11 protein-coding genes are annotated in these 18320 nt (G+C 61.4%); 3 read left to right on the top strand and 8 right to left on the bottom strand.

What is annotated here, in order from left to right; translation table 11 throughout:
- Positions 1-13: 13 nt before the first annotated feature.
- The 5 genes from IPL79_01810 to IPL79_01790 form a co-directional block, all read right to left on the bottom strand.
- Entirely contained in the window at positions 14-3670 is a 3657-nt protein-coding gene (locus IPL79_01810; protein ID MBK9069736.1) for a hypothetical protein, read from the bottom strand.
- Between the two features lie 66 nt (positions 3671-3736).
- Positions 3737-6649 carry a hypothetical protein gene (locus IPL79_01805; GenBank protein ID MBK9069735.1) on the bottom strand — a complete coding sequence of 971 codons (2913 nt, stop codon included), beginning with the start codon at positions 6647-6649 and terminating at the stop codon, positions 3737-3739.
- A 152-nt stretch (positions 6650-6801) separates the two neighbouring features.
- A complete protein-coding gene (purH, locus tag IPL79_01800; protein MBK9069734.1) occupies positions 6802-8412 on the bottom strand; it encodes a bifunctional phosphoribosylaminoimidazolecarboxamide formyltransferase/IMP cyclohydrolase in 1611 nt (536 codons plus the stop codon).
- Positions 8413-8471: 59 nt separating this feature from the next.
- Positions 8472-8972 carry a DNA-binding protein gene (locus IPL79_01795; GenBank protein ID MBK9069733.1) on the bottom strand — a complete coding sequence of 167 codons (501 nt, stop codon included), beginning with the start codon at positions 8970-8972 and terminating at the stop codon, positions 8472-8474.
- Positions 8973-9334: 362 nt separating this feature from the next.
- A complete protein-coding gene (locus IPL79_01790; GenBank protein MBK9069732.1) occupies positions 9335-9964 on the bottom strand; it encodes a MerR family transcriptional regulator in 630 nt (209 codons plus the stop codon).
- Positions 9965-10414: 450 nt separating this feature from the next.
- On the opposite strand from IPL79_01790, the gene IPL79_01785 reads away from it, so the two are divergent.
- Positions 10415-11089: a hypothetical protein gene (locus IPL79_01785; GenBank protein MBK9069731.1), complete on the top strand. Its 675-nt coding sequence runs from the start codon at positions 10415-10417 to the stop codon at positions 11087-11089.
- Between the two features lie 71 nt (positions 11090-11160).
- Here the strand turns inward: IPL79_01785 and dnaK are convergent, their stop codons facing one another.
- The 3 genes from dnaK to IPL79_01770 form a co-directional block, all read right to left on the bottom strand.
- Positions 11161-13065 (bottom strand): molecular chaperone DnaK, encoded by a 1905-nt coding sequence (gene dnaK / locus IPL79_01780; GenBank protein ID MBK9069730.1) that lies wholly within the window; start codon positions 13063-13065, stop codon positions 11161-11163.
- A gap of 495 nt (positions 13066-13560) precedes the next feature.
- Entirely contained in the window at positions 13561-15966 is a 2406-nt protein-coding gene (gene lon / locus IPL79_01775) for an endopeptidase La (GenBank protein MBK9069729.1), read from the bottom strand.
- A gap of 224 nt (positions 15967-16190) precedes the next feature.
- Positions 16191-16382 carry a hypothetical protein gene (locus tag IPL79_01770; protein MBK9069728.1) on the bottom strand — a complete coding sequence of 64 codons (192 nt, stop codon included), beginning with the start codon at positions 16380-16382 and terminating at the stop codon, positions 16191-16193.
- Positions 16383-16616: 234 nt separating this feature from the next.
- On the opposite strand from IPL79_01770, the gene IPL79_01765 reads away from it, so the two are divergent.
- A complete protein-coding gene (locus tag IPL79_01765) occupies positions 16617-17405 on the top strand; it encodes a ParA family protein (protein ID MBK9069727.1) in 789 nt (262 codons plus the stop codon).
- A gap of 18 nt (positions 17406-17423) precedes the next feature.
- Positions 17424-18305: a ParB/RepB/Spo0J family partition protein gene (locus IPL79_01760; protein ID MBK9069726.1), complete on the top strand. Its 882-nt coding sequence runs from the start codon at positions 17424-17426 to the stop codon at positions 18303-18305.
- Positions 18306-18320: the final 15 nt, after the last annotated feature.

Genomic DNA, 18320 nt, shown 5'->3' with positions numbered 1-18320 from the left:
GACGAGAGGGCTGCTAGTGGTCGCTAAGTGGCCTAACGAAGCCGACATTGAACACCGCCGCTGCGCCGTTGGACTTCTCGACCGACAAGAACACTTGCAACAAGCTGCTTTGAAGCTGCTCGTACAAAGAGTTTGACGCATTGCCCGTCGCGACGGCTAGCGGATTGAGGAGACTCACGGTTAGCGTCATCTTGTGAGACTCGCCATTGGTGCCGCCAGCCAAGGATAGGGCCGCAAAGGCGGAGAACTTGCGAGAAATCTCGGCCTCGATAAATCGTCGCAGGCCGTCGCTGTCGCGTTCAATGCTGGCGGTGAGTGCTAGCCCGAGGTCTTGCGCGATATTATTGCTTGACGTCGCACCGAAACGCCAACTGCTCGTCTTGGTCAGGTGGTCGCGGACAGCAACGCCCTCGAAGTGAAAATGTGGAAGGCCCTTGGGATTGTAGGCGATCGAAGCGTTGAAGGCCCGCGCTTGCTCAGAGAGATCGAGCCTGAAGCGTTGGGTTAGAGTTGGTAGCGCAAGTGATTGTTCTAGCTTCGCCGACCAGGTAGGCCCGCGCAGGCGCGCGTCGCCCGCCAAGCCTAACGCTCCGGTTCTAAACGCGCCGGTCATGCCCACTTCGCCTGGCGCACGAAACACGCCGAAGCGACCATAGGCTGTGGTGGTTGTCCATTGATGACGGTCTGGCGCAAGATTAATCCCGATGCCGTTGCCTGAACTACGACCACCGAGGTGCACCGTTAGGCCATTTTCGCCAATGGTCCACCCCCCGAGCCCATCGTCCACGAGCGTACAGGATGCAATTGGCGACCACGTGATCGGAACATCTGGTGGTGCCTCGAAGGACCCCAGGTCCTCATCATGGGCCGAGGAACCGTAATTAGGGTAGGCCTCGCGTCTGACGCGATCGGCTTCGATTGCATCTGCTTCCGCCAGTTCCGGCATCAGCGCGGCGTTTTCGGCCCTCGCCTCTTTGGCTTGCTGGGCGTCAAGTTGGGCCGCCAAGGCCATCAATTCGGCATCCGGATCGGGCGGCGGCGCAGAGATAGCCGCTGGCGATTCACCCACAGGCAACAACATTTCGGTTAGCTCGGCGGATGCGGCAAATAGCGTGGTATTGCCTTGCAGCTCAAGGTGCCACGATCGCGCCGCGGTGGCGCCGCCGCTCCGAGTCAACACCGCCCTGAATCGTCTCGACTCAAGCACCAACTCGTTCGCCATGGATTCGTCAAGTGCGCGCCGGCTAAAGCATACCCGCGCGCCATTTGGTAGCTGCAAAGAAACTTCGCCACGAAGGCTACCCGCCTCGTCGCGCGACATCGCCAGCGCCAGGCCGTCGCGCGTGGCCAGGATTTCCTTGGTTTGCAATTCCCCATTGGCATCGGGTGCCAAGACAAAGCGAAAATTTGCCTCAAGCCCATCAAGCTCTGCCGGACTTATTTGAACGATCGCTTCTTCGTCATTGCCTACGGAGACCGACAGCCCCAACATCGCGTCGGCTTCGGCTTGCGCCTCATCGATGGTCTTTGGGAGTTGGCGGCGCGGGCGTGAGGGCGCAACCCCCGCATGGAGATACACGTTAACGCTCCACGTCGGTCCCATTGGCGACGCTTCGATTGAAGGGGCGGAAGCTTCGCGCTGCAGGACAATGGCATGGCCTGCGGTGGCGAACGCGACGCGCACCTGCTTGCGATCTGGCAACTTCGCCACGTCGAGCCGCATGTGGGCGTTTCCACCAAGCGGCACGCGAATATATTTTTGGCGTGCTTCGCCGTCGCGGTCGAGTCCCAATTCGAGGTGGCCAACGGTCAAGCTCGCGTTGGTCACGCGCAGCACGCCTAAGGCATCGGGCGTAAGCACGCAGCGGGCGATTGGAGTTTGGTCCGCCTTGAGGGCAGCAAGCACGGCACTCGCGTCTACTTCATAGGCGCTGTCGTACGCTTCCTCGTCGCCGTCGCTCGCACCAGCCAGCGTTGTGCCAAGCTCATCCCAGCTATCAACCCCACCCGCAAAAACTTCAATCGACCACGATGGGATGCTGGCGGGCGCGCCCATTCCTTCGCCGTCAGCCAGAGCTAATGCCAGCTTACGCGACAGCCTGGTCATCACGATCGTATGCGTCGGGGAGGCAAACGCGAGGCGGTGTTCGCGGCGTTCGGCGAGGCGGCCGAGTTCGAGCCGAAGCATGGCACCTTGGCCGCCGATGGGAACTTCAACGTAGTTGAGGCGGGCATTATTTTTGCCTTGCTCGCCGCCTATATTCACCGCACCCTTGGTGATGTGCCAATTGACAACCTTCAAGGCGCCGGTTTTGGGGTCGCGCTTTAGGCGGCATCGCGCGAACGGTCGCTCTTCCGCGTGCAGCGCGGCCAGCACCGGCGCCGCGGGAATTTCCGAGGCTTCGCCCATGTCGTCGCTAGACTCGTCCTCGCCCGTCTGCTCTACGACGTCGATGCCTCCTACCGCCCAACGATCCGCGCCGCCTTCAAACACCTCGAGCTGCCAGCCCTTGCTGGCGACGTCGCCAACGTCTTCCTTGTTGCCAAATTCGGCGGTGAGCAAGATCGTATGGGTCAGGGAGGCAAATGCAAAGCGGTGTTCGCGACGCTCGGCGACGCGGCCGAGGTCCAGCCGGAGTTTGGCGCCGCCGCGGCCCACCGGCAATTCAACGTATCCGAGATACGCCTGTTCGCCCTGGCGGACCCCACTCGCGGTGATGCCACCTCGGTGCAAACTCATCGCAACAACGCGATAGGCTCCAGTCTCGTCGCGATGCAGCGTTACTTCGGAGACCAGGCTCAAGGCAGGAGAGACGGTCGCACTTTCATCGCTGGGCTCGAGCAACTCCGGCTCAGTGTCAGTTGATGCCTCTGCAAGCTCGGTTGCTTCTTCCGCGCCCGCCTGTGCGACTTCTGCATCGGCATCACTGGCTGCTACCTCTTCCGGAACCGACGAAGCGGCGGCGGCTTGCGGTGGTGGGGCAAATGTTTGGAGAACTAGTTCACTGGTGCTTGCTTGTCTTGATACCACCAGCAACATGTTTGCCGTCTTATACGTAAGACTCGTGATGCGCTTGTCGTCAAGCTGGGATAAGTTTAGGCGTAGCTCTTTGCCCGCACCCAAGCTAAGGGCTGCAAAATTAGTTTTTCCCAGTTCGTCGCTGTTGACCTGACCGAGGGTAAGCGGCCCCATTGAGGCGACTTGATGCAGCAGCTCGCCGTCTGGCGAAAACTCAAGTAGGTAGCCAACACGAAACGACGTGCTGGAGCTTGCCGCGGTATTGGTGGAGGCATCGTCCAGTAACCACGTAACCGCAGGCGACTCGCCTGCGCTCGATCCAGGGACAACGGCGGCTGGCCCCTTGAAAATAAATATGTCGGCGTGAATCTTAGCGCCGCCACCCGCTTTGTGGTCAACGACCAGTTCGAGCGAAATATTGCCACGCGAGAGCCTAAGGCGAGGTCGCTCGAAGGCGAGGATCTGTTTGACGTCGAGGACAACGGGTTTGGTGCCTTCTAGGGGCAACGAGGCGGTCCATTTAGGATCAAGCGCCAAGAACTGAAGTGTACTTGCGGCAATGTTTGAGCTACTGGAAATCTCCGTGCTGACCAAGGCGTTGGTCGACTCCTGGGCATGCGACTCAACGCCGGGGGCGAAATCGCTAGACACCGCGTATAGCGTTCGACATCCCCGAGGCACATTCAATTGCCAAGTTACGCCAATGGCCCCCTTAGGCTAATTGGGGCGCTCTGCCCGTATGGAACCTGGTCCTGCGACGCGACCCTCGCCGTCGAGTTGGATCTGGAATGTAAAGGGCCGCCGCGGTTGTGTCAGGTCACCGACCACAAGTTTTTGCAGGACCCAGCTGCTCCCAACCGCTAGTTCGAACAGCAGCTCCGGCGGGAGTTCGGATGACAGCGTAAACTCCCGACCGGATGGCTCGATCGTCACGCTAAACGCGCGATTGGCGCCGCCATCGAAGGCAAGGCTCTGCCACGAAGTTGCGATGTCGCGCGACAGCTGGGCCACCAACTCATCGTATTTCACCTGCGGGCCGATGCCGAACATGCCCAATCGCTGTGCCGAACGTGGTTGCTTAAAGGGTAGGCGGCGGGTCACATGCATCAGCCTCATAGAACCGTCCAATTTCAACTGCCCGTTCTTATCGACGTCAATTTCAATGCGCACCTTCCCGGGGAGAGGCGCTCGCTTCTGGACGTTGTCAAGAACTTCCCATTCGCCGCCCACGAGCGCGGAAATGTGGTCTGCCCAGGTATAGCTTATCCAGTATAGCGATCCAACCGGAAGGTCGCTCTCGACTCTCAATTGAGAGTCATTGCCCTCCCGCGTCTTGCTCACTTCGATCACAACGGGACCGGCCGCAGCATCGATACGAGTCTGGTACAAATTATTCTTAAGCAGGCGATGCAGGGTGGCAAGCCCCACTTCTTTAGAAACGGTTGTGTGGCCGCTGTAGCGCATCGTGCCGTGTGGCACGACCTTTTTTTCGCGCTTCACCTCGCGAGGTGGAAACGTTATTTCAATTCCATCCTCACCCACGAGCTTACCGTCGGCGCCAAATTTGATCGCAATATCGACATCCAGGGGTGAACTAACGTCTTCTCCGTCAGACATCGCTTCGATGTTGAACTGCAGGCTCCTGCCCTTGATCAGCCGCTCTAGGCTTGGGGGTAAGGCGACTTGCATTACATTATCGCGTCCGAATCCACTCCGAGCTGGCCGGAGTTTTATATGCCCGGTGATTGGCTTGCCGCCACCTACCACCACGTTTCCAAGGACCGATGCCAGACGCTCCTTGAACTCGGTGATCGCCTTCGCACGAGGCATGCGAGTGAATTGGCCGCGGTGATAGGTGATGGCTCGTGGCCTGCGAGGAAATTCCTTTGGCGATACTTCCACATCTTTGCGCGTAATGACGACGGCGTCTCGCGCTGAGACGCGACCATCCTTGTCGAGCGTTACTTCGATGTCCAACCCACTGGGCAGGCCATGCGCCGAGCCGCCCATTAAGGCTGCAAATGGCGCAAGCGCCTGCGGGACGTTCAGGGGAGCGATCCATATCGCAGGGACGTTGGCTGATACGGCAATCGCTTGCTGGCTGACTACTTGATTCTCCGGTGGCGTCATTGAAAGCCGCAGCTTGGCACCCGGCTCGGCGTTCCACGCAACAGGCGCCAGCACGGCGAGGATGGCATCTTGCGCCTCGGCCATGGTGCCAGGCTTTACGGAGTGGATGTCAAATCTAATTGGGACAGGGGCGCCGGAAGGGATCGTCCGCTTACGTAGTTTTGTATTTTCCATCCTCCGCGATATCACAATTGAATTGGCGTCTATGGCGGCGCCGCCGGCCTTTAGTTTGGCTCGAATATCAAGGTCCCACGCGGGCGCGCCTGGCTTGTCGTAGACTAGGTGCACTAAGTGGCGCGCAATCACGGGCTTAAGAGTTGCGAGATTTGACTCCACGATCGTGCGCCCACCCTCGGCGTCGTACCGCACGACAATCCGCAGTTCCTCGCCTGCGTGCTTAGGTTGCACACTCGCCGACGCTATTTCCGCAGCCAACGCCGTCTTGAATTTCGCAAAATCGACATCAGTGCTTGTGTCGTTATAGGCGCGTTTTTCGATGACGCCGATGCGGCTCAAAGAAGGGCTCAGCCTAGCAACGCGGCGATACCCGTCTTCGATGAAGCTATCGAGGACGTCGTCTCGCATCATGCGCTGCGCCAGCGCGCTGCGAAAATCGGCGTGCTTGGGGTTACGCTTGGCGGGCAATTGCTCCAAGGTGTTGCGGCCAATCTGGTGCTCGCCGATGTAGGGGGCAATATCGTCTTTCCCGGCGCTTAGAAAACCTGTGCTTTTAACGACGTGGGTGATGCCATCGGCGGTGCCACCGAGGCCGAGCAGTGAAATGGTCGCAGGCTTGCCATATTTTTTAAGGCTATAGGCGGCAAGGCGGTCGCGCATGGCGCGCAGCGAGCCGCCGCCGGAGACCGTGTCCATCAGGACAATTGTTTTTCCGCTGGTGAACGCTTCGGGCGGAATGAGCGCTTCGATGTGGCGGTCGAATTCGGCGATGTCCTGTGGCGCGATGCCACCTCGAAGCCCACTTGATGGAAACGATACCGCGTTATCGGGTGCCACCAGGCTGAGGAAGGTAACCAGCGCGGTCGGCGAGCGGCCGACGCCAATATAATAGTGTGTCTTAGGCGGCAGCTGGGTCATGACGGCTTCGGCATCGCCGCGCAATTGGGTGTAGACGTCTTTTGCCAAGTAGCTTTGGCCATTGACGAAGATGGGGCCATCTGGCAAGGGCTCGGCGTCGACGCGGTAGAGGCGCGCGGGGCGCTCTGCACCAGCCAAGCGGGCCGAGGCCGCTAGCCCGGCGCGCTTGGCGGGCGAGGTTGCAGCCTTGAGGCGCTTGGGGCCTTTTATGGCAGGCGCAGGATGCGCGGCATGCGCGGCGGCGGCAACCCGCTGGCGGATCGCGGTGTTCTTTGCACTCGGTGCCGCAAAGGCCAGCGAATCGCCGCGGTTGGCCCCCGGCGAAAACACGGCAACCCACGCTATGACGAGGGCTGCGGCAAGGCAGGCCATCCGGTGGGTAAGAGGCACTAAGACGCGAGACATCTACACCAGTTAGTGCAAACGATATGCCATGGCCAGGCCCTCGGCGCCGCGCCGACCGCCTCCCGCCCTCCCCCTTCCCCAGCCGGGTTCAGAAGACCTGGATGGGGCCGGGATACCCACAAGGCGGGTGCAATCACCCGTGTAATCAGAGGCTAGTGGCGAAAATGCCGCATGCCGGTGAACATCATGGCGAGGCCGTGTTCGTTGGCCGCGGCGATGACTTCTTCGTCGCGTACCGAGCCGCCGGGTTGCACGATGGAGGCCGCGCCCGCGCCGGCGAGCACGTCGACGCCGTCGCGAAACGGAAAAAAGGCGTCCGAGGCCACGGCGGCACCAGCCAGCTTGCCCGCGCCCTTGCGCTCGCAGATGCGCACCGCATCGACGCGGCTCATTTGCCCGGCGCCGATCGCCAACGTGACGCCGCCGGCGGCAAACACGATGGCATTGGATTTGACATGTTTGGCGACTTTCCACGCAAACTGCAAGTCGGCGCGTTGCGCCTCCGATGGCACAGCCTTGGTCACGACGCGCGCCTCGGCCAAGTTCACCATGGCGGCGTCGAGCTCTTGCAACAAGACGCCGCCGCGGATCGAACGCACCTGCCACTGCCTGCCGCCGGGATGGCTCGCCTGCGCCAGCCAGTCGCCGCCTGCCTCCAGCAACCGTAAATTCTTCTTGCTCGCGAGCAGCGCGCGCGCGCCCTCCGAGAAGCCTGGCGCGATGACGCATTCGAGAAACGTCTCGCCGAGCAGCGCCGCGGTTTCGTCATCGACGACGCGGTTAAGCGCCACGATGCCGCCAAAGGCCGACGTCGCGTCCGCCTCGCGTGCCGCAAGGTACGCCGCCGACAGCGTCGGCAAAGTCGCCGCGCCGCATGGATTGTTGTGCTTGACGACCACCGCCGCCGGCGCCGCGAATTCGAGTACCAGCCCCAGCGCGGCGTCGAGGTCGAGCACATTGTTGTATGAAATTTGCTTGCCACCGAGCACCTGCGCCCCGGTCACAGTTGGCAGCACCTCGCGCTCGGCGGGCACGGGGAACGAGGTCCACTTATAAAGCGCGGCCGCTTGATGCGCGTTTTCACCGTAACGCAGCGGATAGAGTTGATGTCCTTGCAGCGAAAGCACGCCGGGCGTTGCCGACCGCACCACGGGCTCGCTGGCCGGGGCCTCGCCGTCCGCGACCGACGTCAAAAATGACGCGATGGCGCCGTCGTAAGCCGCCGTGTGCGCGAATGCCTTGGCCGCCAGCTCGCGGCGTGTGGCGGGCGTCAACCACGGCGTCGCCGCCGAAACCTCCGCGATGAGGCGTGGATAATCCGCCGGATCCACCACGACGACGACGCGCTCGCAATTTTTCGCGGCGGCGCGAATCATCGCGGGGCCGCCAATATCGATCTGCTCGATGGCGTCGGCCAACAAAAGTTGCGGCGCCGCGACGGTTTCCACGAAGGGATACAAATTGACGATAACGACGTCAAAATAGGCAATGCCGTGTTCCTCGCACGTGGCCCGATGCGCCGTGGTATCGCGCGCCAAAATGCCGCCGTGGATCTTGGGATGTAGCGTCTTTACCCGGCCATCGAGGATCTCTGGGGCGCCGGTGACGCTCGCCACTGACGTGACCGGCAAGCCGGCGGCCTTTAGCGCCGCCGCGGTGCCACCCGTGGACACCAGCTCGATGCCGGCCGCGGCCAAGGCCTGACACAGCGGCACGAGGCCTTCTTTATTGGAGACACTTACCAAGGCGCGTCGGGTTTGCACGCCCTAATTGGTAGCAAAGGCGGTGGGGTGCCGTCGCGGCTTTGCGGTTGCGATCGCCCTTACGATTGCTCTTCGTCGGGCGACGGCGGTGGTGGATTGAGCAGCCACGCGCCCAGTTCATCCGGCGAGGGCGAGCCGTTCTTGAGCTTGAGCAGCCCGCGCACCTCGACCTGGCGGATGCGCTCGCGCGTGAGATTCATGATCTCGCCGACCTCTTCAAGGGTGATGCCGCCGCGCTCGGCGACATTGAGCGCGCACGTCTCTTTGAGGTCCCACGGCTCAAGGTCGGGAAAGTTGAGCTTGATCGACCCGGTTTCTGGGTTGATATCCAGATACAGGTGGTGCTTACACGACACCCACGGGCACGGGCCCTCTTCGGCTTGGCATTGCGCCCGCATCACGGGCCGCGGCTCTTCGACCGGCGGGAACATGAGCGCGCCGACCCGCAACTCCTCGCGCGTCAGCCGCTTGAGCGCGATGGTCTTGGAGCGCGGCCGCGAGCGACGCTGTCGGCGCCGAATCTTCTTGGACGTACTTGGGACCTCGCCGTCTAGCACCAGCGCGACGGGCGCATCGTCATCGCCATCGCTTTCGTCGTTCGCTAGGGTTTCGGCGCCATCCTCATCGAGAAAATCGTCATCGTCGGCGAGCACGGAGGCCCCTCCGGCGGCATACCCGGGCAGCAACGCATCAACCGCGGCAAAGACGCCGGTGCCGCTCGCGAGGACGCCAGGCGCTTCTTCCTCAAGCGCCATTGGCGGCGACGCGGTGCCGCTGGCGACGCGCGTGGGCCGTCCCACCTGCGCCTCCGAGGCCATCGCCTCTGCCTGTTGTTCTGCCAAGCTCCCCTTGCCTGTTAGATCTAGATTGCTGCTCATGGTTTCTCCTTGAAGTAGGCGTCCCGTGCCCATTTCGACGTCGCTCACAACAGTTCCTCGCTGCCAAACACACCCGTGCGCCGCAGCGTTGTCTTTTGCCCTTGCGCGCCCAAACGGGCGGTTAGGGCCTCGACGCCGCTGACTAGCTGCGTCGACAATTCTTGAACACTTAGAAGCTGGCGCTTCAGGTCGCGTCCCGCCCCGCCGCCGACCGCCGCAACTTGCGCGGTCAGCGATTCCACCACGCCATCGACGGCCTCTTGAAGGGCCTCGAGCGAGTCCGTCGATTGCGCGAACTTGGCGCCAATCTCTTCGATCGTTAGGCCATCGCTCATCAGTTGCTTGACGGCGTTGATGCGCCGCACCGTCTTAGCGGGATACACGCCCAGCGAGCCGCGATGTTTACCCTTGCGGCCAACGCGGCGGCTGCGCGGCAAGAGGCCCTGCTGGACGTATTTGCGAAAGGTCGCCTCCGAGAAGCGCAGGCCGCGCTCGGCAAACACGTCAATGATTTGCACGGCGGTCAGGCCCGCCGCAAAGCGCTGCTCGATATCGATGAGATCAGCCTCAGCGAGCGGGCCATCAACGGACCGCCCGGCATTTCGGCCTGGCTTGCTGGGCCTCGTCGAACTCGCGACCGGCGGCCTTGCGGCTGACGCCTTGGCCTCGCCAATGCCCGCCCCGCGCGCTGAGCGCTTTGGCAATTTCTGCGCTGGCAATAACCGAATCCGTGAATTCACTAATCCCCCCAAAAACAGCAACCACGCTGCAGCCTCGATCCACTGCCACCCACCGCATCACGCGCGCCCCCATAGCGCGCGTGCATGAACCGTCCCCGTTCATCCGAACCACTCGATGCGTCCCCAACCGACCACCTAATTTTGCAATCTCGTCTTGTCTACCGATGCGTGCAACGCAGCGTTTCGTTACCACTCTCTCTTCGTCACGTTATCTGCACCGTATTGTCACTGTATTCGCTTGAATATAATCAGTCAACGCGACACATATAAAAATAAACATCTATTTGCCTGCTAACGTGTTCAGGGAAAGTTCTCCCTTCGCCTGACGCACCCGCTCGCAAGCGGATTTGAGTCGCGCCCTAAAGCGCGGTACGTTTGCGGACCATGCGCGCGCGCTCCGCCCCGTTGACTCGGCTTGCCATCGCGGCGCTGTGCGGCCTTGCGGCGATCGGCGCGCCAAGCCTCCCGCTGGCCGCCGATGAGCTAGTAGACGGCACGCTGGTCTCGGCGACGCACAACATTCGCTTCACCCCGCCGCGGAAAGACTGGCGGCTCACCACCCGCGCGCCCTATCCCGGCATCTTGATGTGGATGCAGCATGTGCCATCCACCGCCATTATGCTTTTTACCGCGCAGACCGTCACCGAGGCCCAGACGTGTGCTTTTCCCGTGGCTTGTCAGCAGGGCACCCTCGCGCAGGCGTTCGCGTGCGCGCTGGCGGATGATCTCAAGCGCCGCGGCTACCAGCCCACCGGCATCAACGTGGCCGGGGTGGCGTGGTTTGACTTCAACACCAAGCAGCGTTTTGCGCGTCAGGCCGTGGTGGCCTACGACGATGCGGTCTTCACGCTCGTGCTGGCAGCCGAGTCGGCAGATCAACGGCTCATGCTATCGCGCGTCTTTGACCGCGCCATCAAAACCATTATTCCAAACGACAATCTGACGCATGCCGACCTTATCGTCGACCCGTTGCGCTGCAGCGCGCCCGTCCCGCCGGCGGCGCAGGCACAGCCCACCAAGCCCGCGACCTCCGAGCCGGCACCACCGCCCCCGCAATAGTTGACGGGTTTCATTAGGCGTCGCAGGCCGGGTTTGTTCAGGCAGCGCTAGCGTCGCGCTCGCCGCGCGAATTATTTCTCTTCGAACTCGGCGTCGATGACATCGCCCTTGTCACCACCGGCCGCTGCGCCCGCGGGCTCGCCGCCTTGCGCGGCGTCGCCGCCAGCCTTGTAAAGCGACTCCGCCAGCTTGTGCGCGACCGCTTGCAGCGCGTCGTGCGCCGCCTTGATCGGCGCTGGATCGCTGGTGTCCTTGTTGGCCTCGACCGCTTTCTTGGCGTCCTTGAGCGCTTCTTCAGCCTCGAGTTTCTCGGCGTCTGACAGCTTGCCTTCGTTGTCCTTCACCAGCTTTTCAGTGGCGTAGATGAGCTGATCAAGCCCGTTGCGCGCCTCGATGGCCTCGCGACGATTCTTGTCTTCCTCTTCATGGGCCTTGGCGTCTTCGACCGCGCGCTTGATATCGGACTCCGACAGGCCCGATGAGGCCTCGATACGAATGGCCTTCTCGACCCCGGTCGCTTTGTCTTTCGCCGTGACGTTGAGGATGCCGTTGGCATCGATGTCAAACGCGACCTCAATTTGTGGCACGCCGCGCGGTGCCGCCGGCAGACCTTGCAGCAAGAACTGGCCCAGCGACTTGTTGTCGCGCGCCATCGGCCGCTCGCCTTGGACTACGTGCACCTCGACCTGCGTTTGGTTATCGCTGGCCGTCGAGTAGGTCTCGGACTTCTTGGTTGGGATGGTGGTGTTGCGTGGAATCAGCACGCTCGCCACGCCACCCAAGGTTTCAATCGCGAGCGACAGCGGGGTCACGTCGAGCAGCAAAATGTCTTTGACATCGCCTGCAAGCACGCCGCCCTGCACCGCGGCGCCGAGCGCCACGACTTCGTCTGGGTTGACACTCTTGTTGGGCTCGCGGCCAAAAAACTCCTTGACCTTTTGCTGCACCATAGGAATCCGCGTCGAGCCACCGACGAGAATCACCTCGTGGATGTCGGCGGGCTTCTTCTGGGCATCGGCGAGCGCGCGCTTGCACGGCTCCATGGCCCGCGCGACGATGTCTTCGATCATCTGCTCGAACTTGGCGCGCGAGATTTTCTTGAGCAAGTGCTTGGGTCCGGTGGCATCGGCCGTCAGGTACGGCAGATTGATTTCGGTTTCTTGCACATTAGACAGCTCGATTTTGGCCTTTTCGGCGGCCTCCTTGAGGCGCTGCAGCACCATCTTGTCCTTGGAGACGTCGATGCCGGAGTCGGTCTTGAACTCGGCGATGAGCCAGTCCATCAGCCGGTTGTCGATGTCGTCGCCGCCCAGGTGCGTATCGCCGTTGGTGGCAACCACTTCAACGACCTTGTCGCCGACTTCCAAGATGGAAACGTCAAACGTACCGCCGCCCATGTCGAACACGGCAATGAGTTGCTCTTTGGTTTTGTCCAGGCCATACGCCAGCGCGGCCGCCGTCGGCTCATTAATGATGCGCTTGACGTCGAGGCCCGCGATGCGCCCGGCGTCCTTGGTCGCTTGGCGCTGCGAGTCGTTAAAATAAGCCGGGACGGTAATCACCGCCTCGGTCACTGGCTCACCGAGATACTCCTCGGCCGCTCGCTTAAGCTTCATGAGCACGCGCGCGGACACTTCGGGCGGCGAGTACTTCTTGCCGCGCGCTTCGATCACGCAATCGCCATTGCTGGCGGCCGATACTTTGTATGGCACGCGCTTAATTTCTTCTTGCGTCGCGGGGTCGGTGAACTTGCGACCCATCATCCGCTTGGCTGAAAACACGGTGTTTTCGGGGTTGGTGATGGCTTGGCGTCGCGCCACCTGACCGACTAGGACCTCGCCTTTTTCGTCAAAGCCCACCACGGACGGGGTGAGGCGATGCCCCTCCTCGTTGGTGATGATCTTGGGCTCCTTGCCCTCCATGATGGCCACCGCGGAGTTGGTGGTGCCTAAGTCGATGCCTATGATTTTTCCCATATTGTCCTCAGAGCAGAACCTAATCACCGAGCGCTCTGTGTCAACCCACAAACCCTACATGGACCCCCTTTGAGCCTCCCTCACGCCTCTTTCCAGCCGATCCGCCGTGGATCGGCATCCTGGTAGACCACTTAAGAGCGGGCTGCCTCGGGTTCGGTGCACGCCCTGGCGCTCGGGATTTTGCGTCCAGTTCGGCGCACGCCTGCGCCGCTGCCGTGCGTAGCCTGCGCTCAGCGAGGCGCACGCCCTGCGCGCTGCAACTCACACAACTTGAGCCCGTCTGCGGGACCTGGCTGCGAATCCCGGCGTTGCTCGTCAGTCGTTTGGAACCACCGAACTCCACTCCTCGCGCCCCCGGGCTTCACACTCAGTCCTCCGCATCCAGACTCAAAACGTATGAGTTACAGCACGCGCGATGCTGAGGAGCAGCCGTCTGGCTGTAACGAAGCTCGCGAGGACGTACGCGTCGATCAGCGCAGGCTACGCACGGCAGCCCTAGTCGGCGAGTTTGGCGGCGGCTTCCGACAGATTAAGAATACTCTGAGGCGGATCCTGCAGCGCCAGCGCCAAGACCTCATCCATGCGCTTGACCGCAAAGATCTCAATCTCCTTGCGGACTTCCTCAGGCACGTCGATCAGGTCTTTGAGGTTGCGCTCAGGAATGATCGCGCGCTTGATGCCGGCGCGATGGGCGGCCAAAAGCTTCTCTTTGACGCCACCAATTTGCAGCACGTTGCCGCGCAGGGTGATCTCACCCGTCATCGCGACGTCCGCGCGCACTGGCACGCCGGTTAGCAGCGACACCAACGCGGTGTACATCGTGATGCCTGCGCTCGGGCCGTCCTTAGGCGTCGCGCCGGCCGGCACGTGAATGTGCAGGTCGACGTTTTCAAGAAACTTGCCGTCTTCAAGGCCAAGCTCGGTTGCCCGGCTGCGCACAAATGACAACGCCGCCGCCACTGACTCTTTCATCACTTCGCCAAGCTGCCCCGTAAGGGTAAGCTTGCCCTTGCCGGGCATCTTGGTCGCTTCAATAAAGAGAATATCGCCACCGACCGAGGTCCACGCCAAGCCCGTCGCGACGCCAGGTTCGCTGGTTCGCTCCGCGACTTCGCTGACGTACTTGATCGGACCGAGGTATTCCTGCACCTCTTGCGACGCAATGACCTCCTTGGGCTTGGAGTTGCCTTCGGCAATCTTAACCGCGACGCCGCGCGCCACGGATCCGACTTCGCGCTCGAGGCTGCGAACGCCGGCCTCACGCGTATAGCCGTCGATGATCTGAAACAAACCCTCATCGGTGATGTCGCATTGCTCCGGTTTGATGCCGTGCTCGTCGAGCTGCTTGGGCACGAGGTAGGTGCGCGCGATGTTGCGCTTGTCTTGCCGCGTGTAACCCGACAATTCGATGATCTCGAGGCGATCGCGCAGGGCCCACGGAATGGGATCGAGCTGATTGGCGGTCGCGATGAACATCACCTTGGAAAGGTCGAAGGTAACTTCCAGGTAATGATCGGAGAACGTCGAGTTTTGCTCCGGATCGAGCACTTCAAGCAAGGCCGAGGCCGGATCGCCGCGAAAGTCGTGCCCGAGCTTGTCGATTTCATCGAGCACAAACACCGGATTATTGGTGCCGGCCTTTTTGATGCTCTGGATGATGCGCCCTGGCAACGATCCGACATAGGTGCGCCTGTGGCCGCGAATTTCCGCTTCATCGCGCACGCCGCCGAGCGAGATGCGACCGAACTTGCGGCCAATCGCGCGCGCAATCGAGCGACCGAGCGAGGTCTTACCAACGCCCGGTGGGCCCGCCAGACATAGGATTGGTCCCTTTTTGTCATCCTTGAGCTTCCGTACCGCCATGTATTCGACGATGCGTTTTTTGACCTTGTCGAGGTCGTAATGGTCTTCATCTAAGCAGCGCCGCACCTCGGCGAGATCGATCTTGTCCTCGGTCGAAACAGACCACGGCAATTCGACCAACCACTCGAGGTACGTTCGCGTCACGGTGTATTCGGCGCTGGAGGGCTGCATGCCTTTGAGGCGATCGAGCTGCTTGCGCGCCGCCTTTTCGGCCTCCTCGGTCATTTTGGCCTTGGTGATTTTCTCGGCAAATTCGTCGACATCGCCGCCGGCGTCGTCGAGCTCGCCAAGTTCTTCCTTGATGGCCTTGAGCTGCTGGCGCAGCACGTATTCGCGTTGGTTGCGGCCCATCTCTTCCTGAACCTGGGTATTGATGCGCTCGCGCACCTTGAGCACTTCGAGTTGCCGCGACAACAGGCCCAGCACCTTGCGAATGCGCGCCTTGAGATCGAAGGTTTCGAGGACGTCTTGTTTTTCGGTGACGTCGAGCTCGAGATGAGACGTAAACGTGTCGGCGATATAGCCGGCCTCACCCACCGAATCGACCAGCGCGCCGGCCTCTTTTGGCAGCTCGGTCTGCATGAGCTTGACCACGCGCTTGGCGACGTCGCGCAAATGCATGACCAGCGCGTCGAGCTCGACATCGGTGGTTTCAGGGTCAGGGATGGGGCGAATTTTCGCCGTCAGGAACGGGTCGTTGCCTTCGAACTCGGTGACCTCAAAGCGCGAGACGCCCTGCAAAATCACGGAGAAGTTATCTTTGGCGAGCTTGATGACTTTGAGGATGCGGGCCGCGCACCCGACCATGTAGAGGTCGCCGCTGCCCGGGTCTTCAGTGCGCGCGTCTTTTTGCGTAAGAATGCCGATGACGGGGCGTTCTTTATTGATGGCATCTTCGATGAGCTTGACCGACTTGCGCCGGCCGACATCGATGGGAATGATGGAGTGCGGAAACAGCACCGAATTGCGCAATGGCAATATTGGCAGCGTGTCCGGGATTTCGATCGCCGTCTCGCTGCTTGCCTTGGTTTTACTCATACCGGGTAAGCGTAAGGTTGCGCCCTATACCCGTCAAGCCGCGCTGACCTGTCTTAATTGCGCGCTACCTGTTTGTCTTGGCCCGATCTTTTTTTGGCGCGCCGCGCTTATCGAACCCGCGCGGCGCGAATCGACATGGCGCGCGTTATTTTTGCGACGATCGCTCGACTTGTGCCGCGCGTGGGCGTTTTTTTTCATCCAGCGCCGCACGTAAGTCGTGCGCGCTATGGCGTAACTGGGTGCTTGCGAGGCCGGCCCCGCTTGCGCGGCGCCTCGCCGCTGCCCATGTCGAGCTCCTCGGAAAACCGCTCCTCGACGAGGTCATCGACCGAGGTGTGGAGAGAGTCCAGCCGGCGGAGCTCTTCGCGTTCAAATTCAGCAAACGATCTGTAAATACGTGGAAATTCTATCGACATCGCAGTCCCCCTTGAGGCCAAACGGCCTACATGTCCTACATCTCTACACAAGGTAATGAAAAGGGAGATAGTGGGCGAATTTTTTGCTATGGATATACATAATGGCATGTAATTACTGCGCTTTTACAAGGAGCCGCCGAGCCGCACGCCAACGTAATTTCAAGGCACGATTGCCAGACAACGCAGCATTCCGATGCTTCGCATCGGTGTCAGATCCCCGTGTTACCAACGCCCATGGCCAGGATCATTGCAATCGCGAACCAAAAGGGTGGTGTCGGCAAGACCACGACGGCCATTAATGTAGCCGCGTCGGTCGCCAGCCGCGGCCATCGCGTGCTGTTGGTCGATTTCGATCCCCAGGGAAATGCCTCCTCTGGCGTCGGGTATCCCGCGTCCCGCGTCGAGCTGTCCATTTACGATGCCCTGCTTGGCGAGGTGGCCTTTAGCGACGTTATTCGGCCTACCGAAATTCCGACGCTCTCGATTGCGCCAGCCACAACCGATCTTGTGGGCGCTGAAATTGAATTAATCGGGGTGCAGCAGCGCGAGCGCTACCTTGCCAACGTGCTGGCACCTGTCGATGGAAATTACGACTACATTATTATCGATTGTCCGCCGTCGCTGGGCATGCTGACGCTCAACGCGCTGGTCGCCGCGCACGCGGTCATCGTCCCCATGCAGGCCGAATACTTCGCCCTAGAGGGCATTTCGGCCCTCGTCGCGACGATCGAAAAGGTTCGCGCCGCCTACAACCCCGAGTTAACCATCGACGGCGTGCTGTTCACGATGTACGACGGGCGCACCAACCTCGCGAGTCAGGTGCGCGCCGAGGTCGCGGCGCACTTCGGCGAAAAAGTCTTCAGCAACGTGGTGCCGCGCAACGTTCGGCTTTCTGAGGCGCCATCGCATGGCAAGCCTGCCCTGCTCTATGATGCCAAATGCGTTGGCTCTCAGAGCTATCTCGCGGTCGCCGATGAATTATTGGTGAGGCACCCACCCGCACCGAGCCGCCGCGCGGCCTAGGTGGCGCTCGGAGACGTTATGATGGCAGACGACAAAAAACGAGGACTCGGACGTGGCCTGGGCGCTTTACTTCCAAACGCGCCTAGCCCCGCAGGCAAGGCCGCGGCCCCTGCCGAGGCGGCGGGCAACAAGACCTTTTTTCACGTCGATGTCGCGGACATCTACCCAGGCCCGGAGCAGCCGCGCCGCCGCTTTGCCGAGCCTCAACTCGCCGAACTCGCGGCGTCGATCGCCGTGCACGGCATCATCATGCCGCTCATCGTGCGGCCAAGGCCCGCTGGCGGCTACTTTCTCATCGCGGGCGAGCGCCGGTGGCGGGCATCGCAGCGCGCGGGGCTGGCCAAGGTGCCGGTGGTCGTGCAATCGGTCGATTCGCAAGAGGCCTTTGAGCGCGCGCTGGTCGAAAACTTACAGCGCAGCGATCTCAACGCCATCGAGGAGGCGGCCGCTTATCAACGGCTCGCCGATGAATTTGGCCTGACGCAAGAACAAATTGCCGAGCGCGTCGGCAAGGATCGCAGCACCGTCGCCAATAGCCTGCGCCTGCTACGCCTGCCACAAGTGGTGCGCGAGATGGTGGAAGAAGAGTTGCTTTCAATGGGCCACGCGCGCGCGTTGCTCGGGCTGCCAGATGCGGCCGCCATCGAGCGCGCCGCGCGCATGGTCATCGCCAAGGGCCTGTCCGTGCGAGCCACTGAGGCGTTGACCAAGGCCAAGCCATCCGCCCGCGCCGACGTCGCCAAAAAAAGCGCGAGCATTCGAGATCTAGAGGAGCGCCTAGGCAAGGCCCTCGGCGGCCCCGTGGCCATTCACGAAGACAAGCCCGGTGGCGCTGGTCGGCTCGAGATTCGTTATATGGGCCTTGACCATCTCGACCAGTTGCTCGAGAAATTGCTGTAAGGCGCTTTGACGGTC

It is taken from the genome of Myxococcales bacterium, from assembly GCA_016716835.1.
In the GTDB taxonomy this organism is placed as follows: domain Bacteria; phylum Myxococcota_A; class Polyangia; order Haliangiales; family Haliangiaceae; genus JADJUW01.
This window is presented reverse-complemented; position numbering and strand designations above follow the sequence as displayed.